This window comes from Bacillus sp. FJAT-27986, assembly GCF_001685035.1.
Lineage (GTDB): Bacteria > Bacillota > Bacilli > Bacillales > Pradoshiaceae > Pradoshia.
Genome location: NZ_MAYV01000002.1, coordinates 1 through 24788, shown reverse-complemented (window position 1 = coordinate 24788; position 24788 = coordinate 1). Strand labels below are relative to the sequence as shown.

The window sequence follows — 24788 nt, the reverse complement described above, 5'->3', positions numbered from 1 at the left end:
TCTCATCTTTTATAGAATGTAAAAAGCATGAGAGGTGGGATATTATGGAAATAAAGATTCCAAGGAAACGGGTGTCAAAGGGGAAGAAAATTAGTTTATGGGTAATTGCTATTTTAGTAGTCATTCTTATAATTGGTTCACTGGGAGCGGTTTATTTTGTTAAACGGCCTTTACCGCAAATGGAAGGTGAACTTGAACTTTTGGGTTTACATAATGAGGTAGAGGTTTTGCGTGATCAAGAAGGAGTTCCGCATATAAAGGCCGATGATACACAGGATTTATTTTTTGCCCAAGGTTATGTACAGGCTCAGGATAGGATGTTTCAAATGGATTTATCAAGAAGGCAGGCATCAGGCAGATTAAGTGAAGTAATAGGGGAAGCCATGCTTAAAAACGATAAATATTTCCGAACGCTAGGTTTGAGGAGAGCTGCTGAAGATTCTTATGAATCCTATTCACCGGAGGCAAGAGAAATACTTCAGTCATTTGCTGAGGGTGTAAATGCCTACATAAAAGAAAAAAAGGCCAAAGGGAAATGGCCGATAGAATTTACCTTTCTTGGGTATGAGCCAGAGGAGTGGACTCCGATTGATTCACTGACGATTGGTAAGTATATGGCTTTTGATTTGGGAGGAAACTGGAACAGTCAGGCTTTTCGTCACTATTTGCTGCAAAGTTTCCCGAAGGAAAAAGCATATGAACTATTCCCAAGCTACCCTGCAGGAGCACCAGTGAATATAACCAAGGATGAACTCGACATAGAAGGCAGTTTATCTTCTTCTGTTGTCCCGAATGAATATAACGGAAGCAATAATTGGGTAGTCTCAGGTGAGAAGACCCAATCTGGAGAACCATTATTGGCGAATGATCCACATTTATCTTTGGCCACCCCCTCTGTTTGGTATCAAAATCATTTGGAAGGGCCTGGCTATAATGTTAGCGGTGTCATATTTGCCGGTATTCCTGGAATCATTTTAGGTCATAACCTAACTATTGCATGGGGAGTTACGAATGTGGGTCCTGATGTACAGGATTTATATATTGAGAAGAGAAACCCTGAACAGGAAGATGAATTTCTTTACAAAAAAGAATGGGAAAAAGCTCAGGTTATTCATGAGAAGATAAAGATAAAAGGACAGAAATCGGAGGATTTTAAAATAACCATTACACGTCATGGGCCTGTCATCTCAGAATTTTTAGGAAGTGTTGGCAAGGAGCATGTTTTGGCTTTAAAGTGGACCGCTTTGCAACCCTCAAATGAGCTGGAAGCCGTGCTTAATATGGGTAAATCAAAAGATTGGACCGAATTCGAAAAAGCGCTGGAGGATTTTGAATCGCCGGCACAAAATTTTGTCTTTGCCTCAAAGGAAGGAACAATTGCTTATAAGGCTAATGGGAAGATTCCTATTCGAAAAGATAAGCAGGATGCTCTTTTACCGGTAGAAGGCTGGACGGGAGAAAATGAGTGGGTTGGATATATTCCATACAACGAATTACCGCGTACGATTAATGCTGAAAAAGGATACATATCAACGGCTAACAATAAAGTAACAGATGAACACTATCCGTATCATATAAGCCATGATTGGGCCCAGCCCTATCGCCAAATGAGGATTGATGAAGTTCTTTCAGGCAATGATAAATTAACGATTGAAGAGTTGAAGAATTTGCAAATGGATCAGCGAAATCTGCAGGCGGAGGAGTTCCTGCCGAAGTTTATAGAAGAACTATCAGAGACTAAAGAAACAGAGGCCATTGATGTTTTAGAGGACTGGAATTACATGGATGACAAAGAAATGGCAGCTCCGTTACTCTTCCAACTATGGATGGCAGAAATCTCGGACACCTTATTCACAGATGATATATCTGAAGAAATGCTCACCCTTTTCAGAGGCAGAAAGCAAGCTGTTGATCAGCTTCTTAGAAAAGCGTTAAATGGTGAAAAGAGTATTTGGATTGAAGACAAGGGTGGCTTAAAGACGGTGCTGGAAACCAGCTTGAAGAAAGCTGTTACAAAAGGGAAAGAGATACAGGGAGGGGTTCTTTCTAATTGGAGATGGGGGGATTATCACCAAATTCAATTTAAGCATCCGCTATCCTCAGTCAGTCCTCTTCAATATGTGTTTAATTATAAGGGGGAACTAGAGAGTGGGGGAAGTGCGGTTACAGTTCAGGCAGCTGGTTACGATACGAAGGGAACTATTAATCATGGAGGATCATGGAGGTTTATTGCGGATCTCTCTGATTTATCCAAGGCCTCACATATAGTCGGACCAGGACAGTCCGGGCAATTGGGAAGCGAATGGTACCAAAACCAAATGGAAGATTGGGTTACAGGGACATATCATCTAACGAAACTAAATGAAAAGAATGGAGTCAAGCTCCGGTTAATACCAAAAATAAAAAGGTAGTATTTTCCGAATAAGTAAAATAATTTAAAACGGTGCGTAAGTTTAGTAATGTTGGGAAAAAAGTCTTATAATTTTATACGAGAAAGTTTGAATCTTTTAAAACAGTGGGATTATATAATTTTAATCTTTATTTAAAAAATAAGGCTGGTGCCTACTCACTTTTTGCTACAGGTCAGATTAAAGGATTACCAATGTTACAACAACTTTACAATATAATTTTTTTACGGTTTTTTGAATCTTTTTTGGTTTAATATCGTCTAGAATAAAGGAGAAACTATTTACACCGATAGGATAAGCAGGGGATAGGTAATTAGATGTAGGCTTGACTAATCAAAATAGTCTAATAGCCACCTAACATCGTATTGATGAAGACATGCCGGAGGGGTTTGTATTGAAACATGGTAAAAGAGATTTTATATACCTTCATAAACAAGAAGCTGAGCATTTTGTAGCTTCATTTGGCATAGACTTTTTTAGTTTTATGCAATCGTTGAAAGAGCCGCCGCCAAATGTTTTATTATTGGATCATCCTTTTATGGATGTTGAATATGATATGCATACACAGTTTAATTATGTTTCCTTTCCCTCATATAAGAAATATTATAAAGAAAGTGGGAAGGAGTATGGGCATATAAGCTGGATTGATTTTGAGGATATTGAGGGGCTGGAAGAATTAGCTCCATGGGAAATCGCTGAAATCCTGTATTTCAGACATACATTTAACCATCTAAGATCTCCCTTTTATCCAAAATTAAATAATCGGTTTGTCTATTTAACATTAGAGGATGGCTTTTATAATAAAGTTTATTACCGGTATTGGAATGATTTTTACCAGTTAATTTCCAAGCTAATTCCTGAGCATGTGGAGATAAATAAGCCGGATCGATTATGGCTTGGCGGTAGAAAAAGAACAGAGAACGCAATAATCCCTTTAGAGATTCTGAAACAGTTATCCCCTTTGTTTAATGAGGGCGTAATCATTAGCTTTCATAAGTCAATTCAAACAAGACAAACTATCGAGATTCCAGTATGGGTTGTTGGAGATTATCGGCATGAAGATGAGCTAAGAGATGAGTTAAGGACGATTTATCAAAAGCGGCAAACTGTTAATCTCGTTTATCAGAAGAAAATGAAAGAATGGGTCATAGATGGAAAATAAACCTCCTGTAAAATTAAGGAGGTTTTCCTAATTTATTATACAGATATTCAGGTTCACAAATTATGTTCGAATATGCATATAATAAGAAGAATATAAGTTTTTCCTATAAAAAGTACCTGTCACATATTAATTTAATGTTCTGAAAAGGAAATGATACAATATATTATGTATCAATTAACGGAGGGTAAATTCAATGAAAATTAAACTAGGATTATTATATGGTGGAAAATCTGCTGAACATAAAGTATCCATGCAAACTGCTATGGCAGTCATCAAAGCATTGGATTCATCTAAATATGAGATACATCCGATTTACATAAATGAAGAGGGGGAATGGATTAAAGGACCGCAATTACAAGGACCAGTTGAATCTGTTAAAGAGCTGGAATTTGACCACAGAAGTCAGGCTGTTCAAACAACTGGTTTTAACAGTATTATCGCTAACGGATCTGATGATGCATTCGATGTTATTTTCCCATTATTACATGGCCCTAATGGCGAAGATGGTACAGTGCAGGGGTTGCTCGAGCTGCTTAATATTCCGTATGTAGGAAATGGTGTTCTTGCTTCTTCAGCAGGTATGGATAAAGTAATCATGAAGAATATATTTGCCCAGGCTGGGTTAGGGCAGGTTGGTTATGTTTCTTATTTACGTTCAGAATGGAGCGGAAATGAAGAAAAGGTATGCCAAGAGGTAGAAAAAGCATTGGGATATCCATGTTTTGTTAAACCGGCTAACTTAGGTTCCAGTGTTGGGATTAGTAAATGTGAAAATGCTGAAGAGCTGCATAAAGCATTTGAAGAGGCATTCCAATTCGACCGAAAAGTAATCATTGAAGAAGGTGTTACTGCAAGAGAGGTTGAGATTGGCGTTATTGGAAATGATTATCCTGAGTGTTCTGTTGCAGGGGAAATTATTCCGAAAAAAGCGTTTTATGACTATAAAGCCAAATACGAAGATGGCGATACAGCATTGGTAATACCTGCAGAGATTTCTCAGGAAGAATATCAAATGCTGCATGACATGGCAATTAAGGCATACAAAGCATTGGATTGTTCCGGGCTTGTAAGGGCAGATTTCTTCCTTACACATGACGGAAAAGCTTATATTAATGAAGTAAATACAATGCCAGGATTTACGCCATTCAGTATGTTCCCATTACTTTGGAGCCACACTGGAGTGGAATATCCGCAATTAATTGAAAAACTGATTAATTTAGCTATTGAAAGACATGCTGAAAAGCAAAAAATTAAATATACTATTTAATATAATGTAGCCTGGCTGTATAAATGAGAAATGTAAGAATCTGCGCATTAGATATTCTCGATGGGTTGATTTACGAACATCATTTCCGGCTTATTACTATTGATAGGGTTATGCATACTCAATTAAACGGCAGAGGAATGCTGTACAGCCGATTATTTAATTGGCTGTATCTGTTTTTTTTCAGGGATGATAAAGGGTAATGGAGGATTAATATGATCAAACGTACATTGGCTGAAATTGCAGCTATGGTAGATGGCAGCATAAATGAAGGTTTCAAAGATATACTTGTTTCAGGAGTAACAAATGATACAAGAAAAATCGAGGAAGGCAATCTATTTGTTCCTTTGCAGGGTGAAAATAGCAATGGACATAATCATGTAGAGGCAGCATTCGCTCAGGGAGCAGCTGCTACATTTTGGGAATCAGATGCACCGAATCCTCCTGAAAACAGAGCACTGATTTTTGTTAAGGATAGTTTAAAGGCATTACAACAGTTATCTAAAGCATATTTACATGAATTGGATACGAAAGTGGTCGGAATTACAGGCAGTAATGGGAAAACGACTACTAAAGATATGACCGCCTCGATCATGAAAACAAAATATCGGGTACATAAAACAAGTGGAAATTATAACAACCACATTGGATTGCCACTTACGATTCTGTCTGCTCCGGAAGATACAGAAATCCTGATTCTAGAAATGGGAATGAGCAGCAGTGGGGAGATTTCACTCCTTTCACAGATTGGACAACCTGATGTAGCGATTATTACTAATATTGGTGAGGCGCATTTACTTGACCTTGGTTCTCGCGAAGGAATTGCAGACGCCAAAATGGAAATTGTCGAGGGTTTAAAGAAGGATGGAACACTCATTTTTAATGGGGATGAACCTCTTCTGCTAAGCAGGGTATCCAAGCATGCCTATAAACAGATTACCTTTGGCAGCAGCATAACAAATGACTATTATCCTGTTCAAAGCAAAGCAGGAGAGAATGAAATGGAATTTACAATTGATGTAGATGGTAATCATCCTTTCGTATTGCCGCTCTTAGGCAATCATAATGTGCTGAATGCATTGGCGGCGATAGCTGCTGGCAGAACGATGGGAGTCTCCTGGGAACAAATCACGACAGGCCTTGCTGAAGTAAAACTATCTAATATGCGGATGGAAGTATCCTTTGGAGCGAGAGGCGAAAAAATCATAAACGATGCTTATAATGCCAGCCCGACTTCAGTTAAAGCAGCTATTGAATTAGTGAAAGGGATGACAGGTACGGGCAAGAAGATTCTTGTACTAGGCGATATGCTTGAATTGGGACCAGAGGAAGAGATGTATCACTCCAAAATGGGTGAATTAATCACAGAGGAGATTGATTATGTCTTTACGTATGGTAAATTGGCTGAAAAGATTGCCGAAGGTGCTGCAGAAAATTTGAATAAAGAACGCATTTATCATTTCAGTGATAAGGATCAATTATCATTGAAGTTAAAAGAAGTCATTGATGAACATTCTATTGTGTTGGTCAAAGCTTCGAGAGGGATGAGACTTGAAGAAGTCGTTCGTAGCCTTCAAGACTAAACCTTAAAGATATACTATCCCACGATGTCATTCATTCTTTAAGGATGAATGACATTTTTAAAAATTTCATACATATCTGCATGATTTGAATGAAATCTGGGTAATATATAACTGTATGTAAATAGAGGTTATTTATTAGTTAATTGGCGTTTTTATGCTGCACACTAAACTAGGTTAGTTAATCAATCGATTGATTAGTAGGTAAATGTAATATTTTATTTAATTTTGATACCAAGATCCGATTGCTTTGTATAAATCGAGTCCTGGCATAAATCATCTATGTGTACTACAAACAAAATTCTGTAAATATGTTTATAAACCTCTATTTTATTTAAAACAAATCGTGACTATAACGGCTTATCGTGTACAAGATTAGTGTGCAGCGCCTATTCTTCACCCATCAACGGCTTTAAAAAGGGAGAATACAGTTCTTAAATTAGCTAATTTAGAACCACAAAAGTATCTGTTAATAGCTTGAAGATTTGAAGCAGGAAAAATAGCATAATAGAATATTGCAAGTGCGATTATTTGCAATCCCGGTCTGTTTTTGTTAACATAAGTTAAATACATGCGTTTCATGAAAATTTTCCAAATGAATTGGACTTATGAACTCATGCTGCCGGGATACTGACGGCCGCTTTTTTTTGTGAGATCGAACCCTGTGCAACAGGCATGATTAAATTGACCGTAATCCTGTTTTACAGGAATGAAAAATATATTGAAGCAATTGTTAAAATAACACCTATCTTGGGGGTAGAAAAATTAATGACATTATTTAGTGAATTAGGAATTAGCAGCGACACATTAAGAGCAGTAGAAGGCATGGGGTTTGAAGAAGCAACTCCAATCCAATCTGAAACGATTCCACTTGCATTGCAGGGTGGGGATTTAATCGGACAAGCTCAAACAGGTACTGGTAAAACTGCTGCGTTTGGAATTCCGATGATTGAAAAAATCGATGTAAAAAGAGACGAAATTCAGGGATTAATCATTGCACCGACACGTGAACTTGCTATTCAGGTTTCTGAAGAGCTTTACAAAATCGGAGCAGGCAACCGTTCCCGCGTTCTGGCAGTATATGGCGGTCAGGATATAACTCGTCAAATCCGTGCGTTAAAAAAACGTCCGCATATCATCGTGGGTACACCAGGCAGACTGTTGGATCATATTAACAGAAAAACAATTCGTTTGAACAATGTTCATACTGTAGTTCTTGATGAAGCAGATGAAATGTTGAACATGGGATTCATTGAAGATATTGAATCTATTCTATCTTCTGTTCCAGATAATCACCAAACTCTATTGTTCTCTGCAACTATGCCTGATCCAATTCGTCGTATAGCCGAAAGATTCATGCATGAACCAAAAACAGTTCGTGTAAAAGCGAGAGAAATGACTGTACCGGCAATCAGCCAATATTATGTACGTGTTCCGGAAAGAGAAAAATTCGATGCATTAACTCGTCTAATTGATATCCATACGCCGGAATTAGCTATTATATTTGGCCGTACTAAACGTCGTGTTGATGAATTAGCAGAAGCATTAACAGTACGTGGTTATACAGCTGAAGGAATCCATGGTGATTTGACACAAGCACGTCGTATGTCAGTCTTACGCAAGTTTAAAGAGGGAGCAGTCGATATATTGGTAGCTACGGATGTGGCTGCACGTGGTCTTGATATTTCCGGTGTTACTCATGTTTATAACTTTGATATTCCTCAGGATCCTGAAAGTTATGTTCACCGTATTGGACGTACAGGAAGAGCGGGTAAAGAAGGTATGGCAGTTACATTCGTAACTCCACGTGAAATGTCTTATCTTGAAGTGGTTGAACGCACCACTAAAAAGAAAATGGAGCGTATAAAAGCTCCAACTGTTACAGATGCGCTTGAAGGACAGCAAAGAACTGTAAAAGAAAAATTGTACAATGTTGTTTCTTCTGAGGACTTAACGGCATATCTTCCGTTGGCTAAAGAAATGATAGAAGATCATACTGCAGAGGAATTAGTTGCTGCAGCATTGAAATTGTTCATTAGAGAGCCGGATGAAAAGCCTGTAACCATCTCAGAAGAGAGACCACTTCCATTCCGCAAAGATGGCTATAAAGGCGGAAAAGGTGGCGGAAGCAAACGTCCATATAACAGAGGCGGAGACAGAGATAGCCGTGGTGGCGGAGACAGAAGACGCAGCAGCAGCACCAATCAAGGTGGACGCAGAAAGTCTTACTCAAACTCTAAACCAAAAAACACAAGTAAATAAGATTTAAATAAAGGCCAATCCTACACATTAGGATTGGCCTTTTTGTAATGAATTACCTTCCATTGTTCATAATAAGCATAGGAGGTGAGTAAATCTTATGACTATTATTCGCTTAGGTTATGTAGCTATGAGTATGGAATTGAAAAATGCATCCCCCTCAAAAACAATGACATATGCGCAATTCAGCAAGCTGGCAAATAGAGAAGCCGCTATAAAAAGACTGGAGAAAATTGCAAAAACCAATCTTAAAAACTGCCTTCGTTTATTAATTCATAATGAAGTAAATGGTATCCAATTCTTTCGATTTTCCTCAAAATTAATACCACTTGCCAACCATCCGGATTTAGAAGATTGGAACTATATGGCCGGTATAAAAGAGGAAACAAGTGCGATTAAAGAATATCTAAAAAAGCATTCTCATATGAGAATTGATTTTCATCCGGATCACTTCGTTGTTTTAAATAGTGAAGATAAGAATATCTTGAAAACATCAATTAAGACATTAAGGATGCATTTTCGATTACTAAAAGCTTTTGGATTATCGCCAAAACATCGTTGTGTATTACATATTGGTGGTTTATATCAAGATAAGGAACAAGCTCTTGAACAATTTATTCATAATTGGGGATATGTGCCTGTGGATATTCAGGAAATGATTATATTGGAAAATGATGATACGCTATTTGGCATACAGGATACCCTTTACCTATGTGAAAAACTATCCATTCCAATGGTATTTGATTTACACCATCATAAACAAAACTGTCAGGGAGATTGGAAAGATCACTGGCCAAGGATTGTGCAAACCTGGAGTAATTCAAGCTTGCCTGTTAAAGTCCATCTTTCATCCCCGAAGAATGAAAAAAATAAAAAAGCACATGCTGATCATGTGCAAAAAGAAGAAATGATGGAATTAGTGCAGGGGAATAATAATTTGACAAGCCAAGTTGATTGTATGCTGGAGGCTAAGCATAAAGATTTTGCTGTTTTCAAGTTGATTGAGCAATTAAAATTGCTAGATGGCTTTAAAATAATGGATGGTGCTATATTTTCGTATGAGCCTGTGACAAATGAAAGTCGATAAGCTTGGCATAATAGTAATTACGGCTATGTATGAAAAGGTTCTGTGCCTCTCGTAATTCATGAGGACCTTTACCAATAGCTAAATAAAAGTGTTCAAAAAGGGTGAGTGATCCTTTTTCTGTTTGCAAAGTCTCTAATATCTTGCTTCCTAGATGTGTTTGGCCAGTTACCATATAACGATAGGCTTTTTCAGATGGGGATGTCGGTTGTATATCCAATTCTCTGCGCCATAAGCTCCTGAATATATCCAAAGAACAATTAAGTGAAGCCTCCAAATAAGGTCTGCGTTGCATATGGACATTTTTCAGCAGAGCTAATCCCTTCGTAACCCATTCTTTTGCTATAGGGAAGCTATCGAACATATAAGAATGAGCTATGATGTGAGACAGGCTGATTTCCAGAGTAGGGAATTGTTGCAATAAATCTTTATTGTTAAAGTATTGTTGGCAGGCGTTTCGAACGTTCTCTGGATTTGTGCTGCTGCATAACATAGAGACTAAATACATTTCTCCAAGCTGTATTTTAAAGATAGACAGCAAATCCTCCTCTTTACATAGTAAAAGCATGGGTTCGACAGCCTTTATTAATTTATTGAGTGGCTCTTGCAATCTTAACTGACTAATCCCATACATATGTGAAATGATAGAAGCAATATTAATTTCTAAACAGCTTGAAGACAGATTAAATGCTTGATCAATAAGCTCTGAGTTATCGATCTGAGCCTCTGCCTGAGCAATATAAATAGAAAATACATTTCTTAATTCATTATTTTCTGGGTTGGAGGAATCTTCGAGTATTAATGTTTTAATCCAATCCATGCATCCTAAACGGAATAAATATTCCAGGACAAAGAGTTTCTGAACTACTCCAGATGTACATTTGCAGTAATATGATTTTACAATTTTGAAGGCTTCCTTTTCATTTGTTAGTGATACAGAAGCCATTGCCTGCATGACATAGATTGGATGATACTGTTCATATGTATGAATAGAGAAGGTGTCAGATAAATTCATCCATTCAGGGATAGAAAATGTAAGGCATTCTTGGCCATTTCCTTTTATGGGTTGAGGAATCAAAAATTCACTGAATGATAAATCCATAGCTTCTACCTTCTCTCTCTAATTTAAAGATGCTATTTCTATTATAGTTAATTTTTCCTAGAGAGGAAATAGATTCATCTAATTATCGATTAACTAAAAATAGACGGGAGAGTGCAAAGCCCATTATAAGGCCGCCAATATGCCCTGTGATATTAATGGATGATTGGAAAAAAGACATGACTACCCCGATAATAATTAAAGCTAGTATAACCTGTGAATTTTGCTGCGAAATTAAATCTTTTCTAAAAAAGATGATATAGGCAAAACATCCAAATAGCCCATAAATGGAACCGCTGGCTCCCACATGAGCATACATTAAAGGTTCTGCAAAGAATGTAAGAACATTTGCAAGGGTACCGGACAGTATAAAAAGGAGACTGAATCTAAATGTACCTAATATATTTTCCAGTCCAGGACCAATAATAATTAAGGAGAAACTATTGAATAATAGATGGGAAAAGCCAATGTGAAGAAAGATTGGTGTGACCAATCTCCAATATTCACCCTCTGCAATGAATAAGTTAACTCCGCTTAATAAGGTGTAAAGATCTCTTCCAAGAGAGATTGGTAAAGAAGTGATAATAAAAAGAACTATACACACAGCTGTTAAAAGACTGACTCCCGGATAAAAACGGATAAATTGCCCGAAACTTTCGGTACGAGTGAACAAAAGACATCATCCTAACATAATAAGATTTGGTAAATCATTTATAATGAGGTAATGTTTAAACTAAAATAGCTATATAAATTGTGAGGGTGTGAACCAATGATTGTTGGAATTGGTATCGATATTATTGAACTTGAGAGAGTGAGAGATATTCTTAAACGGCAGCCGAAATTTGTTGATCGTATACTAACTGAAGATGAAAAGGAATACTATCTGTCACTTGGTGAAAATCGAAAAATCGAGTGGCTTGCCGGACGATTTTCTGCTAAAGAGGCATTTTCAAAAGCAAATGGTACAGGTATCGGCGGTAAACTATCGTTCCATGATATTAGCATTATTCCTGACAAGAATGGTAAACCGATTATCAAACATCCTTTAGAGGTAAAGGCACACTTAAGTATTACCCATACTAAACAATATGCGGCTGCCCAGGTTCTACTTGAAAAACGATAAAAATAAATTGTTTGTCCCCCGCAAGCACATATTCAGAAGGATTGTCTCATATATTCAATTAACGAATTGGAGAGACAAGGCCTTGTTTTGGACATTTACTACCCATATGTATTTAAGATAAAACACTCTTTGCGGGCTTTCAACAGCGTTATTGAATTAACATAAGAATAGCAGAAATAAAGAATGTTTTGAAAGGATGTATCTTAAAAATGTACTGGAATGTAAATGAACAAACCGGATCGGGCTTTCCTCTCCCTTTTACTTACTACTGTTAAAAGGGGATGAGATCTTGAGGAGGTTAATGATGCTGACGCTGACATTGGGATTTATGTTGGTCTTAGCAGGCTGCGGGGAAAAATCGCAAACTGAAGTTGTGGATGCGTTAACGGAAAAGATGAATGAATTAAAGGGATACAAAGCAGATGCGAAAATGACTTTAAAAATGGGTACAGAACCACAAGTATATGATGTGGAAGTATGGTATCAATCTCCATCAAATTACCGGGTAAACTTGAAAAATGCTCAAAAGGATCAAAGTCAAATCATCCTGCGGAATGAAGAAGGGGTATTTGTATTAACTCCAGCGCTTAATAAAAGTTTTAAGTTTCAAAGTGAGTGGCCAAAAAACAGCTCGCAGGCCTATCTGTATGAGTCTTTAATTACAGATGTAACTGTTGATAAGGATGCAACCTTTAAGGCAACAGATGATAGTTATGTGTTTGAGACAAAAACAAGATATCAGAACAATAAGATGCTTCCATTGCAGGTCGTGAAATTTGACCGCAAAACACTAGAGCCTGTAAGTGTAGATGTAATGGATTCTGATCGTAATGCATTAGTTCAGGTTGAATTTGAAAAAACGAAGTTCAATCCGAATTACAGTAATAGTGATTTTGATGTGAAAAAGAATATGACAGGAGCGCAATTGGAAGTGCCGGTAATGTCTTCTGAAGAAGATATTGATTTTGAAGCTCAATATCCAACAGCCGAGATACAGGGTGTGGAGCCTGCAGGAGAGAAAATGATCAAAACAGAGGAAGGAAAACGAGCCGTTCTGACATTTGCGGGTGATGAAAAACAATACACGTTAATTGAAACTAAATCAAAGATTGTCAAAGAAGCTGCGGTCACCATAGCAGAAGGTGAGCCGGTTGATTTAGGATTCACAATTGGCAATATGACAGAAAACTCAATATCCTGGTCTTATGAAGGGATAGATTTCATGCTCGCTGCAAAAAATCTCACATCAGACGAGATGATCATGGTTGCGAAATCAGTGCAGGAAACTGCAGAAAAATAGAAGTGGATGGACCTGTTAATAAAGGCAGGTCTATTTCTTTTTAGTTTCTGAGGAATGAATTGACTATCCTTTCATTAAGGGGAATAATCAAATTATAATCATCTAAAGGTAGGTAAACCTCTTATGAAAAATAGTCAATTATCCTATAGAGATACATGGGCAGAAATCAATTTAGATCATATAAAGCATAACGTTGAACAGATTAGGCATCTGTTGCCTCAAACTACTGACATCATGGCGGTTGTAAAGGCAAATGCATATGGACATGGAGATCGGCAAGTGGCTGAAGTGGCATTAGGTGCCGGAGCAACCAGTTTGGCCGTAGCTTTCTTGGATGAGGCGATCAGGCTTCGTCAGGCAGGTATAAAAGTGCCGATCTTAGTACTAGGTTCCACTAGGGCGGAAGACTCCAAGGTAGCCGTGCAGTACAATATCTCTTTAAATGTACATGACATTGATTGGATAGGGAAAGCTATAGCATATTTACAGGAAGAAAATATACAGCAACCGCTAAATATACACATAAAAATTGATACAGGCATGGGCAGACTTGGGATAAGGAATATACAAGAGATGAAAGAAATAGAATATATGCTTAAGAATCAAGATTATATTCATCTTGAAGGTATATTCACTCATTTTTCCAGTGCAGATGAGCTGGACTTGGACAAAACTCAAAACCAATTGTTGAAATTCAAGGAGATTCTTGATAATATGGAATACTTGCCGCCTTACATTCATACTAGTAATAGTGCGGCAGCTATGAGATATCCTGATGCCTATTTCAATACAGTAAGGCTTGGTATTTCCATGTATGGCTTAAGTCCATCACCGGAAATATCAAAAGACCTCCCAGTAACGTTGAAGCCTGCCTTATCTCTTTATACAAAGATAAAGCAAATCAAGAAGATTTCAATGGGTGATACAGTTGGGTACGGTGCAACGTATACAGCGAGTGAGCCTGAATGGATAGCCACTTTGCCTATTGGATATGCGGATGGATGGATCAGAAAACTATCTGGGCAATCTGTACTGGTTAAAGGACATAGAGCACCTATTGTCGGACGCATTTGTATGGATCAGTGCATGGTTAAATTAGATCAGTCTGTTCCTGAGGATACAGTGGTTACTCTTATCGGGAACGATGGTGATGAGACAATTACAGTTGATGAGATCGCCGAGAAATTAGAAACGATTAATTACGAGGTTATTTGTCAACTATCAAGCAGAGTCCCTCGAGTGTATAAGCAGGATGGTTTAATTGTTGAAACTGTAAATCAGTTATTTCATTATTAATTATTTAACACATATGTGCATGAATAATGAATAAAGGACAACTATTTAGCCTCATAATAAGAAAGAAATGTACTAGACACCTTTGCATGCAGAAGTAATAATGGTAAGATATAATAGTAAAGAACTATGTGGTTTGTAGTGATGGTGGAGGTGTTTGCCTGTGTCTGAGTCCAGTGCAACTACGGAAATTCTAATACGCTTGCCCCAAAATTTGCTAAGTGAGTTGGATGGATACGTGAGAGAAGAAAATGTGAATCGAAGCGAATTTATTTATCAAGCAACTAAAATGTATTTGCAAGAACGCAAAAAGAAAGAGTTTCGCGAATCCATGCGCCGTGGATATATGGAGATGGCCAATATTAATTTAACTATGGCTGCAGAAGCTTTCCAGGCAGAATATGAAGCTGAACATGCTGTGGAGCGTTTAGTTAGCGGTGAATAAGGGTTTAAATGTTAAACGTGGTGATGTGTATTTCGCTGATTTGTCTCCAGTGGTTGGATCTGAGCAAGGAGGGGTAAGACCTGTACTTGTTATTCAGAATGATATCGGAAATCGATTTAGCCCTACCGTAATTATTGCGGCAATTACGGCTCAAATACAAAAAGCGAAACTGCCGACCCATGTAGAAATTGACGCCCAAAAATATGGATTCGAACGCGATTCTGTTATTTTACTTGAACAAATTCGAACAATTGATAAGCAGAGATTGACAGATAAAATAACACAGCTGGATGATGAAATGATGCGTAAGGTTGATAATGCGCTCCAAATCAGTCTGGGACTCGTGGAATTGTAATAGTAAAAAGATTATAAATAATAAATATACTTCTGTGTTGAAGGTTAGGCTGCCAAGAATCCGAATTCTTGGCAGTTTTTTTTGCACTTTTTAACTTAGAAAAACTTATTTTTGGTTTAAGTTAGTGACAAAAAGGGAATGAAGTACAGGTTATAGAAATTACAAATACGTTGTTGCTGTATTACGGCAATATTACGAAGGAATTTAAGATTTCCTATTTCCTTTTTAAGTGTTTATAATAGTTTGTGAATATGGTTTTTTTGAAATTATTAAATAAATTAAAGTACATGTATCCATATAAAAGAATCTAACAGAAAACTTGATGGAGGAGGAACTAATGAATAAACTTGTGCAAAACTATATCCAGGGTCATAAAGACATCATTTTGCAGCAGTGGATTGAACGTGTAAAGGATAAAGCGGATGATCGAGTCGTGAAGATTGTTTCAGATCAAATGTTTATTCACACCAGTAATGAATTTATTGAAGTGCTGATTTCTAATATTAAAGATTCTGATGAAGAATTTAAAGTGAAACTTAGTGATTTTGCAGCTAAAATTATTCGTTTAGGCTGGCCGTTAACATTTGTGAATGAGGGATTGAAAGCATTTAATGTAGTTGTTACAGACGGTATGGTAAATGAAGGGGTAATGACAAAGGAAAATCAGCTTGAGATTGTGCTGGATTTTGACGAGTGGATTACCCCTTTAAATAATGAAATTCTGAATGTTTATACATCTACGTGGGAACGAACCGTTTCTTTGCAAAAAATTGCACTCCAGGAATTATCAGCACCTCTTATTCCTGTGTTTGAAGGGATTACTGTAATGCCTCTTATAGGTACAATAGATACAGAACGCGCGAGACAAATTATGGAAAATCTTTTGGATGGCGTAGTAAAGCATCGTTCTGAGGTAGTGTTGATTGATATTACTGGAGTGCCTGTTGTTGACACTATGGTGGCTCATCATATTATTCAGGCAGCAGAGGCTGTTCGTTTGGTTGGTGCCCGTTGTATGTTGGTGGGAATACGTCCGGAGATTGCTCAAACAATTGTCAACCTCGGCATTAACTTAGATGAAATCATAACTAAAAATACATTGAAAAAGGGTGTAGAGGCTGCCCTGGAAATTACAAATAGAAAAATTATCGTAACCCCGGAGGAATTAGTATGAGGATTCCGATATTAAAGTTGCATGATTGTCTCCTGATTTCTATTCAATGGGAATTGGATGATGCAACAGCGCTGCAATTTCAGGAGGATTTACTGCATAAGATACATGAAACAAATGCAAATGGAGTGGTGATTGATCTAACTTCAGTAGATATCATTGATTCTTTTATAGCTAAAGTCCTTGGCGATGTCATTGACATGTCAAAATTAATGGGAGCAAAAGTAGTGATTACAGGGATACAGCCTGCAGTTGCCATCACATTAATTGAATTGGGCATTACATTATCCGATGTGATGACAGCTTTGGATCTTGAAAAGGGTTTGGAGAAATTACAAAAGGAACTGGGGGACTAGCATGATGAGCACCCAATCCTACGTAAAAATTCTTAATGAGTGGGATATTGTTGCAGCCCGACAAGTGGGCAGAAATGTGGCCAAAGAGTTGGGGTTTGGCACCGTGGATCAGGCAAGAATAACCACAACCATAAGTGAATTAGCAAGGAATATCTATCTCTATGCAGGGCAGGGCCAAATATGCATTGAAAAAGTCTATGACAATGGGAGAACGGGTCTCAGAGTCATAGCAGAGGATAATGGTCCGGGAATAAGTGATATAAGAAGAGTAATGGAAGATGGATATACAACATCGGGAGGTCTGGGAGCTGGTTTGCCGGGAGTCAAGAGATTGATGGATGACTTTGATATTGACTCTGATGTTGGAAAGGGTACGCGAATAATGTCTACTAAATGGCTCCGATAGGGGGAAGGTATGTGGAAAATAGAGAGTGCATGGAGGAAAGATACCGTGAAGCTCTCTCGAATTACTTGAAAGAGCATACGGAAAAAGCGTTATATCTCGGACATAAAATCAGCAAAGAAGCTATAGAACAGATGGTATCACCTGAAGAGATAATAAGTTTGCATAAAAATACGCTAAAAGAAATACTTCCTGATATTTCGGAAGAAGTCAGCCACTCTTTTGATTTTTTGTTGGAAATTATGATGGAGTATGGTGTAGCCTTTCGTGAATTACAGAGTCTCCGCCATCAACAAAGAGAACTGAAGAGTGAGATGGAGATAGCGGCTAATGTTCAGCAGACTTTATTGGAAACGCGAGTTCCTGTACTAAAAAATCTTGAAATTGGAGCCATAAGTGTTCCGGCTAAGCACATGAGCGGAGATTATTTTCATTTTGTTCAGGATGAGCATAATCGAGTGGCTGTAGCGATTGCTGATATTATTGGCAAAGGGATACCGGCGGCGTTATGTATGTCCATGATTAAGTACGCGATGGATTCTTTGCCGGAGCATCGCACATCCCCAGCGAGTGTTCTGGAAAGTATTAACCGTGTTGTGGAGCAAAATGTTGGACCGAGTATGTTCATAACGATGTTTTATGGTCTATATGATCCCTCAAATCATATTTTTACATATGCTTCAGCAGGCCATGAACCGGGATTTTTCTATAATTACGAAAAAAATGAATTTACCGAGTTAACTGCTAAGGGTCTGTTGCTTGGTGTAGATAAAAAAACAGTATACAGGCAATATGAAAGAAAGATTGAAATAGGCGATATGATTATCCTTCTATCTGATGGGGTAACAGAGTGCAGGACAAATGAGGGATTTATAGAAAGAGATACGTTGGTTCAATTTATTCGGGAATCTATTCATTTAGATGCCCAAACCATTGTAAACAATCTCTATAAAAAGTTGGAAAAGATGCAACATTTTCAATTAAGAGATGATTTTACCTTGATAATTATGAGACGGAAGTTTTAAGTGGATAATTTCGGGTAAAGAAGGATAGCGGAACATGACTTTTTGAGGAGAGGTACAAATTCATGAATATTTCTATTGATGTACAGAATGTAAATTCTGAAATACATGTAAATGTTAAAGGCGAGATAGATGCATACACAGCACCGAAGTTAAGAGAGACACTATTTCCTTTGTCGGATCAAGATAAAGTAGTCATGATTATTGATTTAACCGATGTTTCTTATATGGACAGCACAGGTCTTGGGGTATTTGTAGGATTATTTAAAAATGTTCGAGCGCACAATGGGGATTTTAGAATCATCGGACTATCAGAGAGATTACATCGTCTTTTTGAAATCACTGGTTTAGCGGATATAATCCATATAAAAAGCCATGCAGAGGGTGGAACGCAATGAGTGAAACATACGAATATATTGAAATGAAGATACCTGCAAAACCTGAATTTATCGGGGTAATGAGATTAACTTTATCAGGAATAGCCAGCCGTATGGGGTTTTCATATGATAGTATAGAAGATTTGAAAATTGCTACGAGCGAGGCTTGTACAAATGCAGTTCAGCATGCGTACAAGGGCGAGCGGGATGGGGAAGTTATCATAGGCTTTGGATTATATGAAGACCGTCTTGAAGTAATGGTAGTCGATAATGGCGAAAGCTGTGATTTTGAAGAGGTGCGACAAGGCTTGGGGCCTTATGAGAGAGACCAATCAGTGGAATTCTTAAGAGAAGGAGGATTAGGTCTATATCTGATTGAAACGCTCATGGATGAAGTGAAAATACACCATAATGAAGGTGTGACAGTATTCATGACGAAGTTTCTTGAGGGAGAGCAGGTGGAGAGTGATGCAGAAACAATCTCAAACTAGTGATGAGAAAAAGGCACAAATGAGAGACCAAGTCACGGAATGGATTAAAGCCTATCAACTCCATGGAGATGAAGAAGCACAGGCTCAACTTGTTCAGCACTATACCGGGCTAGTTGAAACGATTGCGAGAAAGTATTCAAAGGGAAAATCATATCATGAGGATATTGCCCAGGTTGGCATGATTGGATTGCTGGGTGCGATTCGCAGGTATGATGATTCCTTCGGAAAAAGCTTCGAGGCTTTTGCTGTCCCGACGATAATTGGAGAGATTAAACGCTTTTTACGTGATAAAACATGGAGTGTTCACGTTCCTCGCAGAATTAAAGAGCTTGGTCCAAAAATCAAGTCGACTGTTGAAGAACTTACCTCAGAATTGCATCGTTCTCCTAAGATTGAAGAAATTGCTCAGTACTTAGAAGTTTCTGAGGAAGAAGTTTTAGAAGCGATGGAAATGAGTAAAAGTTATCAGGCGCTATCAGTGGATCACTCAATCGAGGCGGATTCAGACGGCGGAACAGTCACTTTGTTAGATATCTTCGGAAATGTGGATGAAGGATATGAAAAGGTGAATCAGCGGTTGGTTTTGGAGAAAGTTCTCCATGTATTGTCAGATCGCGAAAAGAAAATCATACAATACACCTATCTAGAAAATCTAAGTCAAAAGGAAGCGGGAGATCGATTAGGTATATCTCAAATGCATGTATCCCGTCTTCAACGCCGTGCTATAAAAAAACTGCAGGAAGCCATTAATGCTGAGAATTCGGAGTATATACGGTGAATCAAGAAGTGCTAAGGGATAGTAGAGTGCAATTAATTGTGTCTCAATCACCTAAACAAGGAAAGCTGTTATGTGGTGATGACTATTTTTATGAAGTGACGGATGATTACTTTATTTGTGTCATCGCAGATGGATTAGGATCAGGGGAGTTTGCTCATGAATCCTCTCGGGCAGTTACTAATGTAGTTCGGGAGTATCAGAGCGAGGATGTTGGAGATATTATGGAACGATGTAATCAGGCCCTGCTAAGAAAGCGAGGCGCCGCTGTCGCTATTTTAAAAGTGGACTTCAAAAAGAAAGAATTTCAGTACAGCTGTGTTGGTAATATCCGTTTCTATCTATATCCTCCAAATGATAAAATGATCTATCCCCTACCTGTAACCGGATATTTATCTGGAAGAAAGCAGAAATTCCATACTCAACAGTTTACATATACTCCGTCCACTAAATTTTTCATTCACTCCGATGGATTTGAAATGAAGGGGACGAAAAATTTCCTGCGAAATGCTAGTTCTCTTGAAGAAACTGCGAAAAAATTAGAAAGTCAAAATAGTGCCTTGAACGATGATATTACATTCATTTTTGGGAGTCTTTTATAATTATAAGAGACTTCTTTTTTGTGTTATTTATGAGAGTCCAGTATTTGTAGCAGAAAAGGTTATGATACTATAAAGGTAATTATTTGCAGAGGGAAGGTTTGTTAATGAAGTCGAAGAGTGAATTGGTTCAATATATAGCGTCAGAGCTTTCAGTGAAGGGGAGTCAAGTATCCAATGTATTGGCGCTTTTAGAGGATGGTAATACGATTCCATTTATAGCGCGTTATCGAAAAGAAATGACCGGCTCATTGGATGAGGTTGAAATTAGAACAATTTCTGAGCGGTGGACCTATCTCGATAATTTGGAAAAAAGAAAGGAAGAAGTCCTGCGTATTATTGAGGAGCAAGGGAAACTCACAGAGGAGTTATCACGTGAAATCATCAAGGCAGTAAAACTGCAAATTATTGAAGATTTGTATCGTCCTTTTAAGCAAAAGCGTCGCACAAAAGCAACGGTCGCAAAAGAAAAAGGATTAGAACCGTTGGCGAAATGGATCATGGAAGCTCCTCAAACTGCAAACCCACTTGAAAAAGCTGCTCAATTTGTTGATGTGGAGTTGGGAGTGACAACGCCAGAAGAAGCTTTAGATGGTGCGAAAGATATTATAGCAGAGAATATCTCTGATAATGCCTCTTTCAGAAAATGGATTCGGGATGAAACATTTAAGTTTGGCTTGATTAAATCTGTTAGTAAAGATGAGAAGAAAGATGAGAAAAAGGTATTTGAGATGTACTACGACTATGATGAAGCAATAGGAAAAATAGTTCCTCATCGCATTTTGGCACTTAATCGTGGTGAAAAAGAGGGAGTGCTTCGAGTTTCCATCAAAACCGATACACAGAAAATACTGGATTATCTCGCTAGAAAAATGAATTTGAATACAGCCAATCCGAGTGCAGTGATTATGAAGGAAGCAATAGAAGATAGCTATAAGCGATTGATTCAGCCTTCTATTGAAAGGGAGATTCGTAATGAGTTGACGGAAAAGGCTGAAGACCAAGCTATCTATATTTTTTCTGAGAATCTCAGAAATTTACTGCTTCAGCCGCCTTTAAAGGGAAAAATGGTATTGGGTGTAGATCCGGCTTATCGTACAGGCTGTAAATATGCAGTAGTCGATCCTACAGGGAAAATGCTTGAGGTAGGAGTGATTTATCCGCATCCGCCAGTAGCTAAAAAGAAAGAGGCAACGGAGGCTATTCTGTCTATACTCAAAAGATATAACATAGAAATCATCACAATCGGGAACGGAACAGCATCTCGAGAGACAGAACAATTCATTGCAGATACGTTGAAGAAGCAAAGTGAAAAAATCTATTACGTAATTGTAAATGAGGCCGGTGCAAGTGTTTATTCGGCATCAGATATCGCAAGAGAAGAGTTTCCAGATTTACAGGTGGAGCAGCGAAGTGCGGTCTCGATTGCAAGAAGACTACAGGATCCCTTGGCGGAATTGGTGAAGATAGATCCTAAATCTGTAGGTGTAGGGCAATATCAACATGATGTTTCAGAAAAAAAACTGAATGAGTCACTTGGTTTTGTGGTTGAAACGGCAGTAAACCGAGTGGGGGTTAATGTGAATACAGCCTCTCCTTCTCTATTGCAATATGTGGCGGGTCTTTCCAAGTCTGTAGCCCAAAATATCGTAAAAAAGAGAGAGAAAGAAGGAGCATTCCGAAATCGGGCTTCTTTAAAAAAGATTCCAAGGCTTGGTGCGAAAACCTATGAACAAGCCATTGGGTTTTTAAGAGTAATTGGTGGGGAAGAGCCGCTTGATCGGACATCCATACATCCTGAAAACTATCAGTCCGTTCGTTCTTTATTGAAAATGCTCGGTTTCACAACGGATGATTTAGGAAGTGAACGATTAAGAGAAGCGCTAACCACGGTGAAGAAAAGTGAAATGGCGGAGAAATTGAATATTGGCGAAATCACATTGGGAGATATTCTGGATGCCTTGATGAGACCAGAAAGAGATCCGCGTGACGAATTGGCTGCACCTCTATTAAAATCTGATGTACTGAAGATGGAGGATCTTAAGCAAGGGATGGAGCTCCAAGGCGTTGTTCGTAATGTCGTTGATTTTGGCGCATTTATTGACATCGGCGTAAAGCAGGCCGGTCTAGTTCATATCTCGAAATTGAGCAGACGATATGTAAAGCATCCAATGGATGTTGTATCAGTTGGGGATGTGGTGACTGTCTGGGTTGATCAAGTAGATATACCTAAAGAACGAATTGCCCTTACAATGATAAATCCGGCTGGATAATATAAACGTGAAGCATTGCCTTAATCGTATTGGGCAATGCTTTTTTTATAAAAAAACCAACATTGATTCAATAGTTGCACTTGCTTGCTGTTTTTTTCAAGAAAGGCTCTTTGGATTTGGTTTTGCAACCAAGCAGGCATATTTAGACCTCCTTTCATAAATGATGTACTATGAATAGGTGATAAGCCCATGGTTAGTTTATTGTATGTAACAGCCGCCGGGTTTGTTACTTTAAAAGTGTGGAGGTTTAACTTATGACGGACCGGGAATTACAGAAATTAGTTGAAAAAATATCCATAGAGGATTTTGGGATACCATTCACTCATAAGGCAATCTTTAATAACAGATTAAGGACAACAGGCGGACGGTATTTATTAGTGAGCCATAATATTGAGATTAATCGAAGATACTTAGATGAACTAGGAATGGAAGAGATAAAGGGAATTATTAAACATGAATTATGCCATTATCACCTGCACCTGCAAGGGAAGGGATACAGGCATGGAAATCGGGACTTTAAACAATTGATGGCAAAGACCAACTCACCTCGTTTTTGCTCAGCCCTGGAAAGCAATATCCGTGCTGTACGGCCTGTGAAATGGCTATACGAATGCCGATCTTGCGGTCTGGAATATCGACGAAAAAGAAAGCTTGATACAAAGAAATATGTATGTGGAAAATGTCGTGGAAAAATTATTTTAAAAAAATCGTTGACATAGACCTTGCTAACATGGTAACTTATTTGAGCGGCCTTATTAAAGCCGAAAGCAAAAATGACATCAAACTTTAACGAAAAAAACTTTTAAAAAAAGTGTTGACATGTTAAAAGAGATTCATTATAATAGATAAAGTCGACTGGGGCGCTTGAAGTTCTCGCGAAGAGATGAGAAAGTGCTTGAGAGACTGAAAGTTAGTAATGAACGGCCCCTTGGTCAAGCGGTTAAGACACCGCCCTTTCACGGCGGTAACACGGGTTCGAATCCCGTAGGGGTCACCAATCAAACCTCAGATTGTTTGAGTGAGATTAATATCGTCGCGGGGTGGAGCAGTCTGGTAGCTCGTCGGGCTCATAACCCGAAGGTCGCAGGTTCAAATCCTGTCCCCGCAATTAAACAAATGGTCCGGTAGTTCAGTTGGTTAGAATGCCTGCCTGTCACGCAGGAGGTCGCGGGTTCGAGTCCCGTCCGGACCGCCATTTATAAAATAACACTTATCTTATAAGAGAAAAGTGATTATAATAAAAAGTGTGTTATAAAACACCTTTGGGCTATAGCCAAGCGGTAAGGCAACGGACTTTGACTCCGTCATTCGTAGGTTCGAATCCTGCTAGCCCAGCCATTTAGAGCCATTAGCTCAGTCGGTAGAGCATCTGACTTTTAATCAGAGGGTCGAAGGTTCGAGTCCTTCATGGCTCACCATTATAAATATGCGGGTGTGGCGGAATTGGCAGACGCACCAGACTTAGGATCTGGCGCCTTACGGCGTGGGGGTTCAAGTCCCTTCACCCGCACCATTTATTACCACTTGAATTACGGTGGAATAAATACTATAATGATTGTTGTCGTCGCGTTATAACAAAACGCGGTCGTGGCGGAATGGCAGACGCGCTAGGTTGAGGGCCTAGTGGGGGTTAACCCCGTGGAGGTTCAAGTCCTCTCGGCCGCACCAACCAAATTAAATTATGCGCCCGTAGCTCAATTGGATAGAGCGTTTGACTACGGATCAAAAGGTTAGGGGTTCGACTCCTCTCGGGCGCGCCATTATATCGGGAAGTAGCTCAGCTTGGTAGAGCACTTGGTTTGGGACCAAGGGGTCGCAGGTTCGAATCCTGTCTTCCCGACCATCAACTTCTCTAATAAATTAAATACGCGGGTGTAGTTTAGTGGTAAAACCTCAGCCTTCCAAGCTGATGATGAGGGTTCGATTCCCTTCACCCGCTCCAATTATAT

The 24788-nt window shown here is 38.5% G+C and carries 24 protein-coding genes and 10 tRNA genes; 31 read left to right on the top strand and 3 right to left on the bottom strand.

Going from position 1 to position 24788, the window contains the following annotated elements:
- Positions 1-44: 44 nt before the first annotated feature.
- The 6 genes from A8L44_RS04820 to uvsE all read left to right on the top strand — a co-directional run bounded on the left by A8L44_RS04820 (position 45) and on the right by uvsE (position 9760).
- Positions 45-2411 (top strand): penicillin acylase family protein, encoded by a 2367-nt coding sequence (locus A8L44_RS04820; protein WP_066102497.1) that lies wholly within the window; start codon positions 45-47, stop codon positions 2409-2411.
- Positions 2412-2802: 391 nt separating this feature from the next.
- Positions 2803-3570, top strand: coding sequence for a hypothetical protein (locus tag A8L44_RS04815; RefSeq protein ID WP_077247991.1), 768 nt, complete (start codon positions 2803-2805; stop codon positions 3568-3570).
- Between the two features lie 193 nt (positions 3571-3763).
- On the top strand, positions 3764-4837 hold the full coding sequence (locus tag A8L44_RS04810) for a D-alanine--D-alanine ligase (protein ID WP_066102491.1): 1074 nt from the start codon (positions 3764-3766) through the stop codon (positions 4835-4837).
- Positions 4838-5049: 212 nt separating this feature from the next.
- Entirely contained in the window at positions 5050-6417 is a 1368-nt protein-coding gene (locus A8L44_RS04805) for a UDP-N-acetylmuramoyl-tripeptide--D-alanyl-D-alanine ligase (protein ID WP_066102488.1), read from the top strand.
- A gap of 765 nt (positions 6418-7182) precedes the next feature.
- Positions 7183-8676 carry a DEAD/DEAH box helicase gene (locus A8L44_RS04800; protein WP_066102485.1) on the top strand — a complete coding sequence of 498 codons (1494 nt, stop codon included), beginning with the start codon at positions 7183-7185 and terminating at the stop codon, positions 8674-8676.
- Between the two features lie 97 nt (positions 8677-8773).
- Complete coding sequence (uvsE, locus tag A8L44_RS04795; RefSeq protein WP_066102482.1) at positions 8774-9760, top strand: UV DNA damage repair endonuclease UvsE; 987 nt, start codon at positions 8774-8776, stop codon at positions 9758-9760.
- On the opposite strand, the gene A8L44_RS04790 is transcribed toward uvsE, so the two are convergent.
- Together A8L44_RS04790 and A8L44_RS04785 are read right to left on the bottom strand one after the other, a co-directional pair.
- Entirely contained in the window at positions 9720-10859 is a 1140-nt protein-coding gene (locus A8L44_RS04790) for an AimR family lysis-lysogeny pheromone receptor (protein ID WP_066102479.1), read from the bottom strand. The genes uvsE and A8L44_RS04790 overlap by 41 nt on opposite strands.
- Positions 10860-10941: 82 nt before the next feature.
- Positions 10942-11529: a rhomboid family intramembrane serine protease gene (locus A8L44_RS04785; RefSeq protein ID WP_066102476.1), complete on the bottom strand. Its 588-nt coding sequence runs from the start codon at positions 11527-11529 to the stop codon at positions 10942-10944.
- A 96-nt stretch (positions 11530-11625) separates the two neighbouring features.
- On the opposite strand from A8L44_RS04785, the gene acpS reads away from it, so the two are divergent.
- From acpS to A8L44_RS04715, 14 genes are all read left to right on the top strand, one after another.
- Positions 11626-11979 carry a holo-ACP synthase gene (gene acpS / locus A8L44_RS04780; protein WP_066102473.1) on the top strand — a complete coding sequence of 118 codons (354 nt, stop codon included), beginning with the start codon at positions 11626-11628 and terminating at the stop codon, positions 11977-11979.
- A gap of 286 nt (positions 11980-12265) precedes the next feature.
- On the top strand, positions 12266-13279 hold the full coding sequence (locus A8L44_RS04775; RefSeq protein WP_225983700.1) for a LolA family protein: 1014 nt from the start codon (positions 12266-12268) through the stop codon (positions 13277-13279).
- A 123-nt stretch (positions 13280-13402) separates the two neighbouring features.
- Positions 13403-14575, top strand: a complete 1173-nt coding sequence (gene alr / locus A8L44_RS04770; RefSeq protein ID WP_066102467.1) for an alanine racemase — start codon at positions 13403-13405, stop codon at positions 14573-14575.
- 160 nt (positions 14576-14735) lie between these two features.
- On the top strand, positions 14736-15017 hold the full coding sequence (locus tag A8L44_RS04765; protein WP_049672447.1) for a CopG family ribbon-helix-helix protein: 282 nt from the start codon (positions 14736-14738) through the stop codon (positions 15015-15017).
- Complete coding sequence (locus A8L44_RS04760; protein ID WP_066102464.1) at positions 15010-15372, top strand: type II toxin-antitoxin system PemK/MazF family toxin; 363 nt, start codon at positions 15010-15012, stop codon at positions 15370-15372. Before A8L44_RS04765 ends, A8L44_RS04760 begins: the two co-directional genes overlap by 8 nt.
- Before the next feature lie 337 nt (positions 15373-15709).
- Positions 15710-16546 (top strand): RsbT co-antagonist protein RsbRA, encoded by an 837-nt coding sequence (locus A8L44_RS04755; protein ID WP_066102461.1) that lies wholly within the window; start codon positions 15710-15712, stop codon positions 16544-16546.
- Positions 16543-16899 carry an STAS domain-containing protein gene (locus tag A8L44_RS04750; RefSeq protein WP_066102458.1) on the top strand — a complete coding sequence of 119 codons (357 nt, stop codon included), beginning with the start codon at positions 16543-16545 and terminating at the stop codon, positions 16897-16899. The genes A8L44_RS04755 and A8L44_RS04750 overlap by 4 nt, the downstream gene beginning before the upstream one ends.
- Positions 16900-16903: 4 nt before the next feature.
- A complete protein-coding gene (locus A8L44_RS04745) occupies positions 16904-17305 on the top strand; it encodes an anti-sigma regulatory factor (protein ID WP_066102671.1) in 402 nt (133 codons plus the stop codon).
- Positions 17306-17316: 11 nt separating this feature from the next.
- Positions 17317-18327: a PP2C family protein-serine/threonine phosphatase gene (locus tag A8L44_RS04740; protein WP_139063803.1), complete on the top strand. Its 1011-nt coding sequence runs from the start codon at positions 17317-17319 to the stop codon at positions 18325-18327.
- Positions 18328-18389: 62 nt separating this feature from the next.
- Positions 18390-18722, top strand: a complete 333-nt coding sequence (locus tag A8L44_RS04735; protein ID WP_066102453.1) for an anti-sigma factor antagonist — start codon at positions 18390-18392, stop codon at positions 18720-18722.
- Complete coding sequence (rsbW, locus tag A8L44_RS04730) at positions 18719-19192, top strand: anti-sigma B factor RsbW (RefSeq protein WP_066102448.1); 474 nt, start codon at positions 18719-18721, stop codon at positions 19190-19192. The genes A8L44_RS04735 and rsbW overlap by 4 nt, the downstream gene beginning before the upstream one ends.
- On the top strand, positions 19170-19970 hold the full coding sequence (gene sigB, locus A8L44_RS04725; protein ID WP_066102445.1) for an RNA polymerase sigma factor SigB: 801 nt from the start codon (positions 19170-19172) through the stop codon (positions 19968-19970). The genes rsbW and sigB overlap by 23 nt, the downstream gene beginning before the upstream one ends.
- Positions 19967-20569 (top strand): PP2C family serine/threonine-protein phosphatase, encoded by a 603-nt coding sequence (locus tag A8L44_RS04720; protein ID WP_225983640.1) that lies wholly within the window; start codon positions 19967-19969, stop codon positions 20567-20569. Before sigB ends, A8L44_RS04720 begins: the two co-directional genes overlap by 4 nt.
- Positions 20570-20673: 104 nt before the next feature.
- Positions 20674-22839 (top strand): Tex family protein, encoded by a 2166-nt coding sequence (locus tag A8L44_RS04715; RefSeq protein ID WP_066102443.1) that lies wholly within the window; start codon positions 20674-20676, stop codon positions 22837-22839.
- A gap of 20 nt (positions 22840-22859) precedes the next feature.
- On the opposite strand, the gene cmpA is transcribed toward A8L44_RS04715, so the two are convergent.
- Positions 22860-22979 (bottom strand): cortex morphogenetic protein CmpA, encoded by a 120-nt coding sequence (cmpA, locus tag A8L44_RS18675; protein ID WP_139063802.1) that lies wholly within the window; start codon positions 22977-22979, stop codon positions 22860-22862.
- Positions 22980-23093: 114 nt separating this feature from the next.
- Here cmpA and A8L44_RS04710 point away from each other — a divergent pair, with 114 nt between their 5' ends.
- From A8L44_RS04710 to A8L44_RS04660, 11 genes are all read left to right on the top strand, one after another.
- Positions 23094-23558, top strand: a complete 465-nt coding sequence (locus A8L44_RS04710) for a SprT family protein (protein WP_066102440.1) — start codon at positions 23094-23096, stop codon at positions 23556-23558.
- 203 nt (positions 23559-23761) lie between these two features.
- Positions 23762-23836: transfer RNA gene (locus A8L44_RS04705), tRNA-Glu, on the top strand.
- 37 nt (positions 23837-23873) lie between these two features.
- Positions 23874-23947 (top strand) — tRNA-Met (locus A8L44_RS04700).
- Between the two features lie 10 nt (positions 23948-23957).
- Positions 23958-24034, top strand: a tRNA-Asp gene (locus tag A8L44_RS04695).
- Positions 24035-24102: 68 nt separating this feature from the next.
- Positions 24103-24177: transfer RNA gene (locus A8L44_RS04690), tRNA-Gln, on the top strand.
- Between the two features lie 4 nt (positions 24178-24181).
- A tRNA-Lys gene (locus tag A8L44_RS04685) sits at positions 24182-24257 on the top strand.
- A 10-nt stretch (positions 24258-24267) separates the two neighbouring features.
- Positions 24268-24352 (top strand) — tRNA-Leu (locus A8L44_RS04680).
- A gap of 68 nt (positions 24353-24420) precedes the next feature.
- Positions 24421-24507 (top strand) — tRNA-Leu (locus tag A8L44_RS04675).
- Positions 24508-24522: 15 nt separating this feature from the next.
- A tRNA-Arg gene (locus A8L44_RS04670) sits at positions 24523-24599 on the top strand.
- Positions 24600-24605: 6 nt separating this feature from the next.
- Positions 24606-24682 (top strand) — tRNA-Pro (locus A8L44_RS04665).
- A gap of 25 nt (positions 24683-24707) precedes the next feature.
- Positions 24708-24781 (top strand) — tRNA-Gly (locus tag A8L44_RS04660).
- Positions 24782-24788: the final 7 nt, after the last annotated feature.

Bases quoted from the DNA above. Each gene is read 5' to 3' on its own strand.
- A8L44_RS04710 (WP_066102440.1), top strand. From the start codon at position 23,094: ATGACGGACCGGGAATTACAGAAATTAGTTGAAAAAATATCCATAGAG.
- A8L44_RS04810 (WP_066102491.1), top strand. From the start codon at position 3,764: ATGAAAATTAAACTAGGATTATTATATGGTGGAAAATCTGCTGAACAT.
- A8L44_RS04735 (WP_066102453.1), top strand. From the start codon at position 18,390: ATGAATATTTCTATTGATGTACAGAATGTAAATTCTGAAATACATGTA.
- A8L44_RS04715 (WP_066102443.1), top strand. From the start codon at position 20,674: ATGAAGTCGAAGAGTGAATTGGTTCAATATATAGCGTCAGAGCTTTCA.
- A8L44_RS04790 (WP_066102479.1), bottom strand. From the start codon at position 10,859: ATGGATTTATCATTCAGTGAATTTTTGATTCCTCAACCCATAAAAGGA.
- A8L44_RS04805 (WP_066102488.1), top strand. From the start codon at position 5,050: ATGATCAAACGTACATTGGCTGAAATTGCAGCTATGGTAGATGGCAGC.
- acpS (WP_066102473.1), top strand. From the start codon at position 11,626: ATGATTGTTGGAATTGGTATCGATATTATTGAACTTGAGAGAGTGAGA.
- A8L44_RS04745 (WP_066102671.1), top strand. From the start codon at position 16,904: ATGAGCACCCAATCCTACGTAAAAATTCTTAATGAGTGGGATATTGTT.
- uvsE (WP_066102482.1), top strand. From the start codon at position 8,774: ATGACTATTATTCGCTTAGGTTATGTAGCTATGAGTATGGAATTGAAA.
- sigB (WP_066102445.1), top strand. From the start codon at position 19,170: ATGCAGAAACAATCTCAAACTAGTGATGAGAAAAAGGCACAAATGAGA.
- A8L44_RS04800 (WP_066102485.1), top strand. From the start codon at position 7,183: ATGACATTATTTAGTGAATTAGGAATTAGCAGCGACACATTAAGAGCA.
- cmpA (WP_139063802.1), bottom strand. From the start codon at position 22,979: ATGCCTGCTTGGTTGCAAAACCAAATCCAAAGAGCCTTTCTTGAAAAA.
- A8L44_RS04755 (WP_066102461.1), top strand. From the start codon at position 15,710: ATGAATAAACTTGTGCAAAACTATATCCAGGGTCATAAAGACATCATT.
- A8L44_RS04820 (WP_066102497.1), top strand. From the start codon at position 45: ATGGAAATAAAGATTCCAAGGAAACGGGTGTCAAAGGGGAAGAAAATT.
- alr (WP_066102467.1), top strand. From the start codon at position 13,403: ATGAAAAATAGTCAATTATCCTATAGAGATACATGGGCAGAAATCAAT.
- rsbW (WP_066102448.1), top strand. From the start codon at position 18,719: ATGAGTGAAACATACGAATATATTGAAATGAAGATACCTGCAAAACCT.
- A8L44_RS04750 (WP_066102458.1), top strand. From the start codon at position 16,543: ATGAGGATTCCGATATTAAAGTTGCATGATTGTCTCCTGATTTCTATT.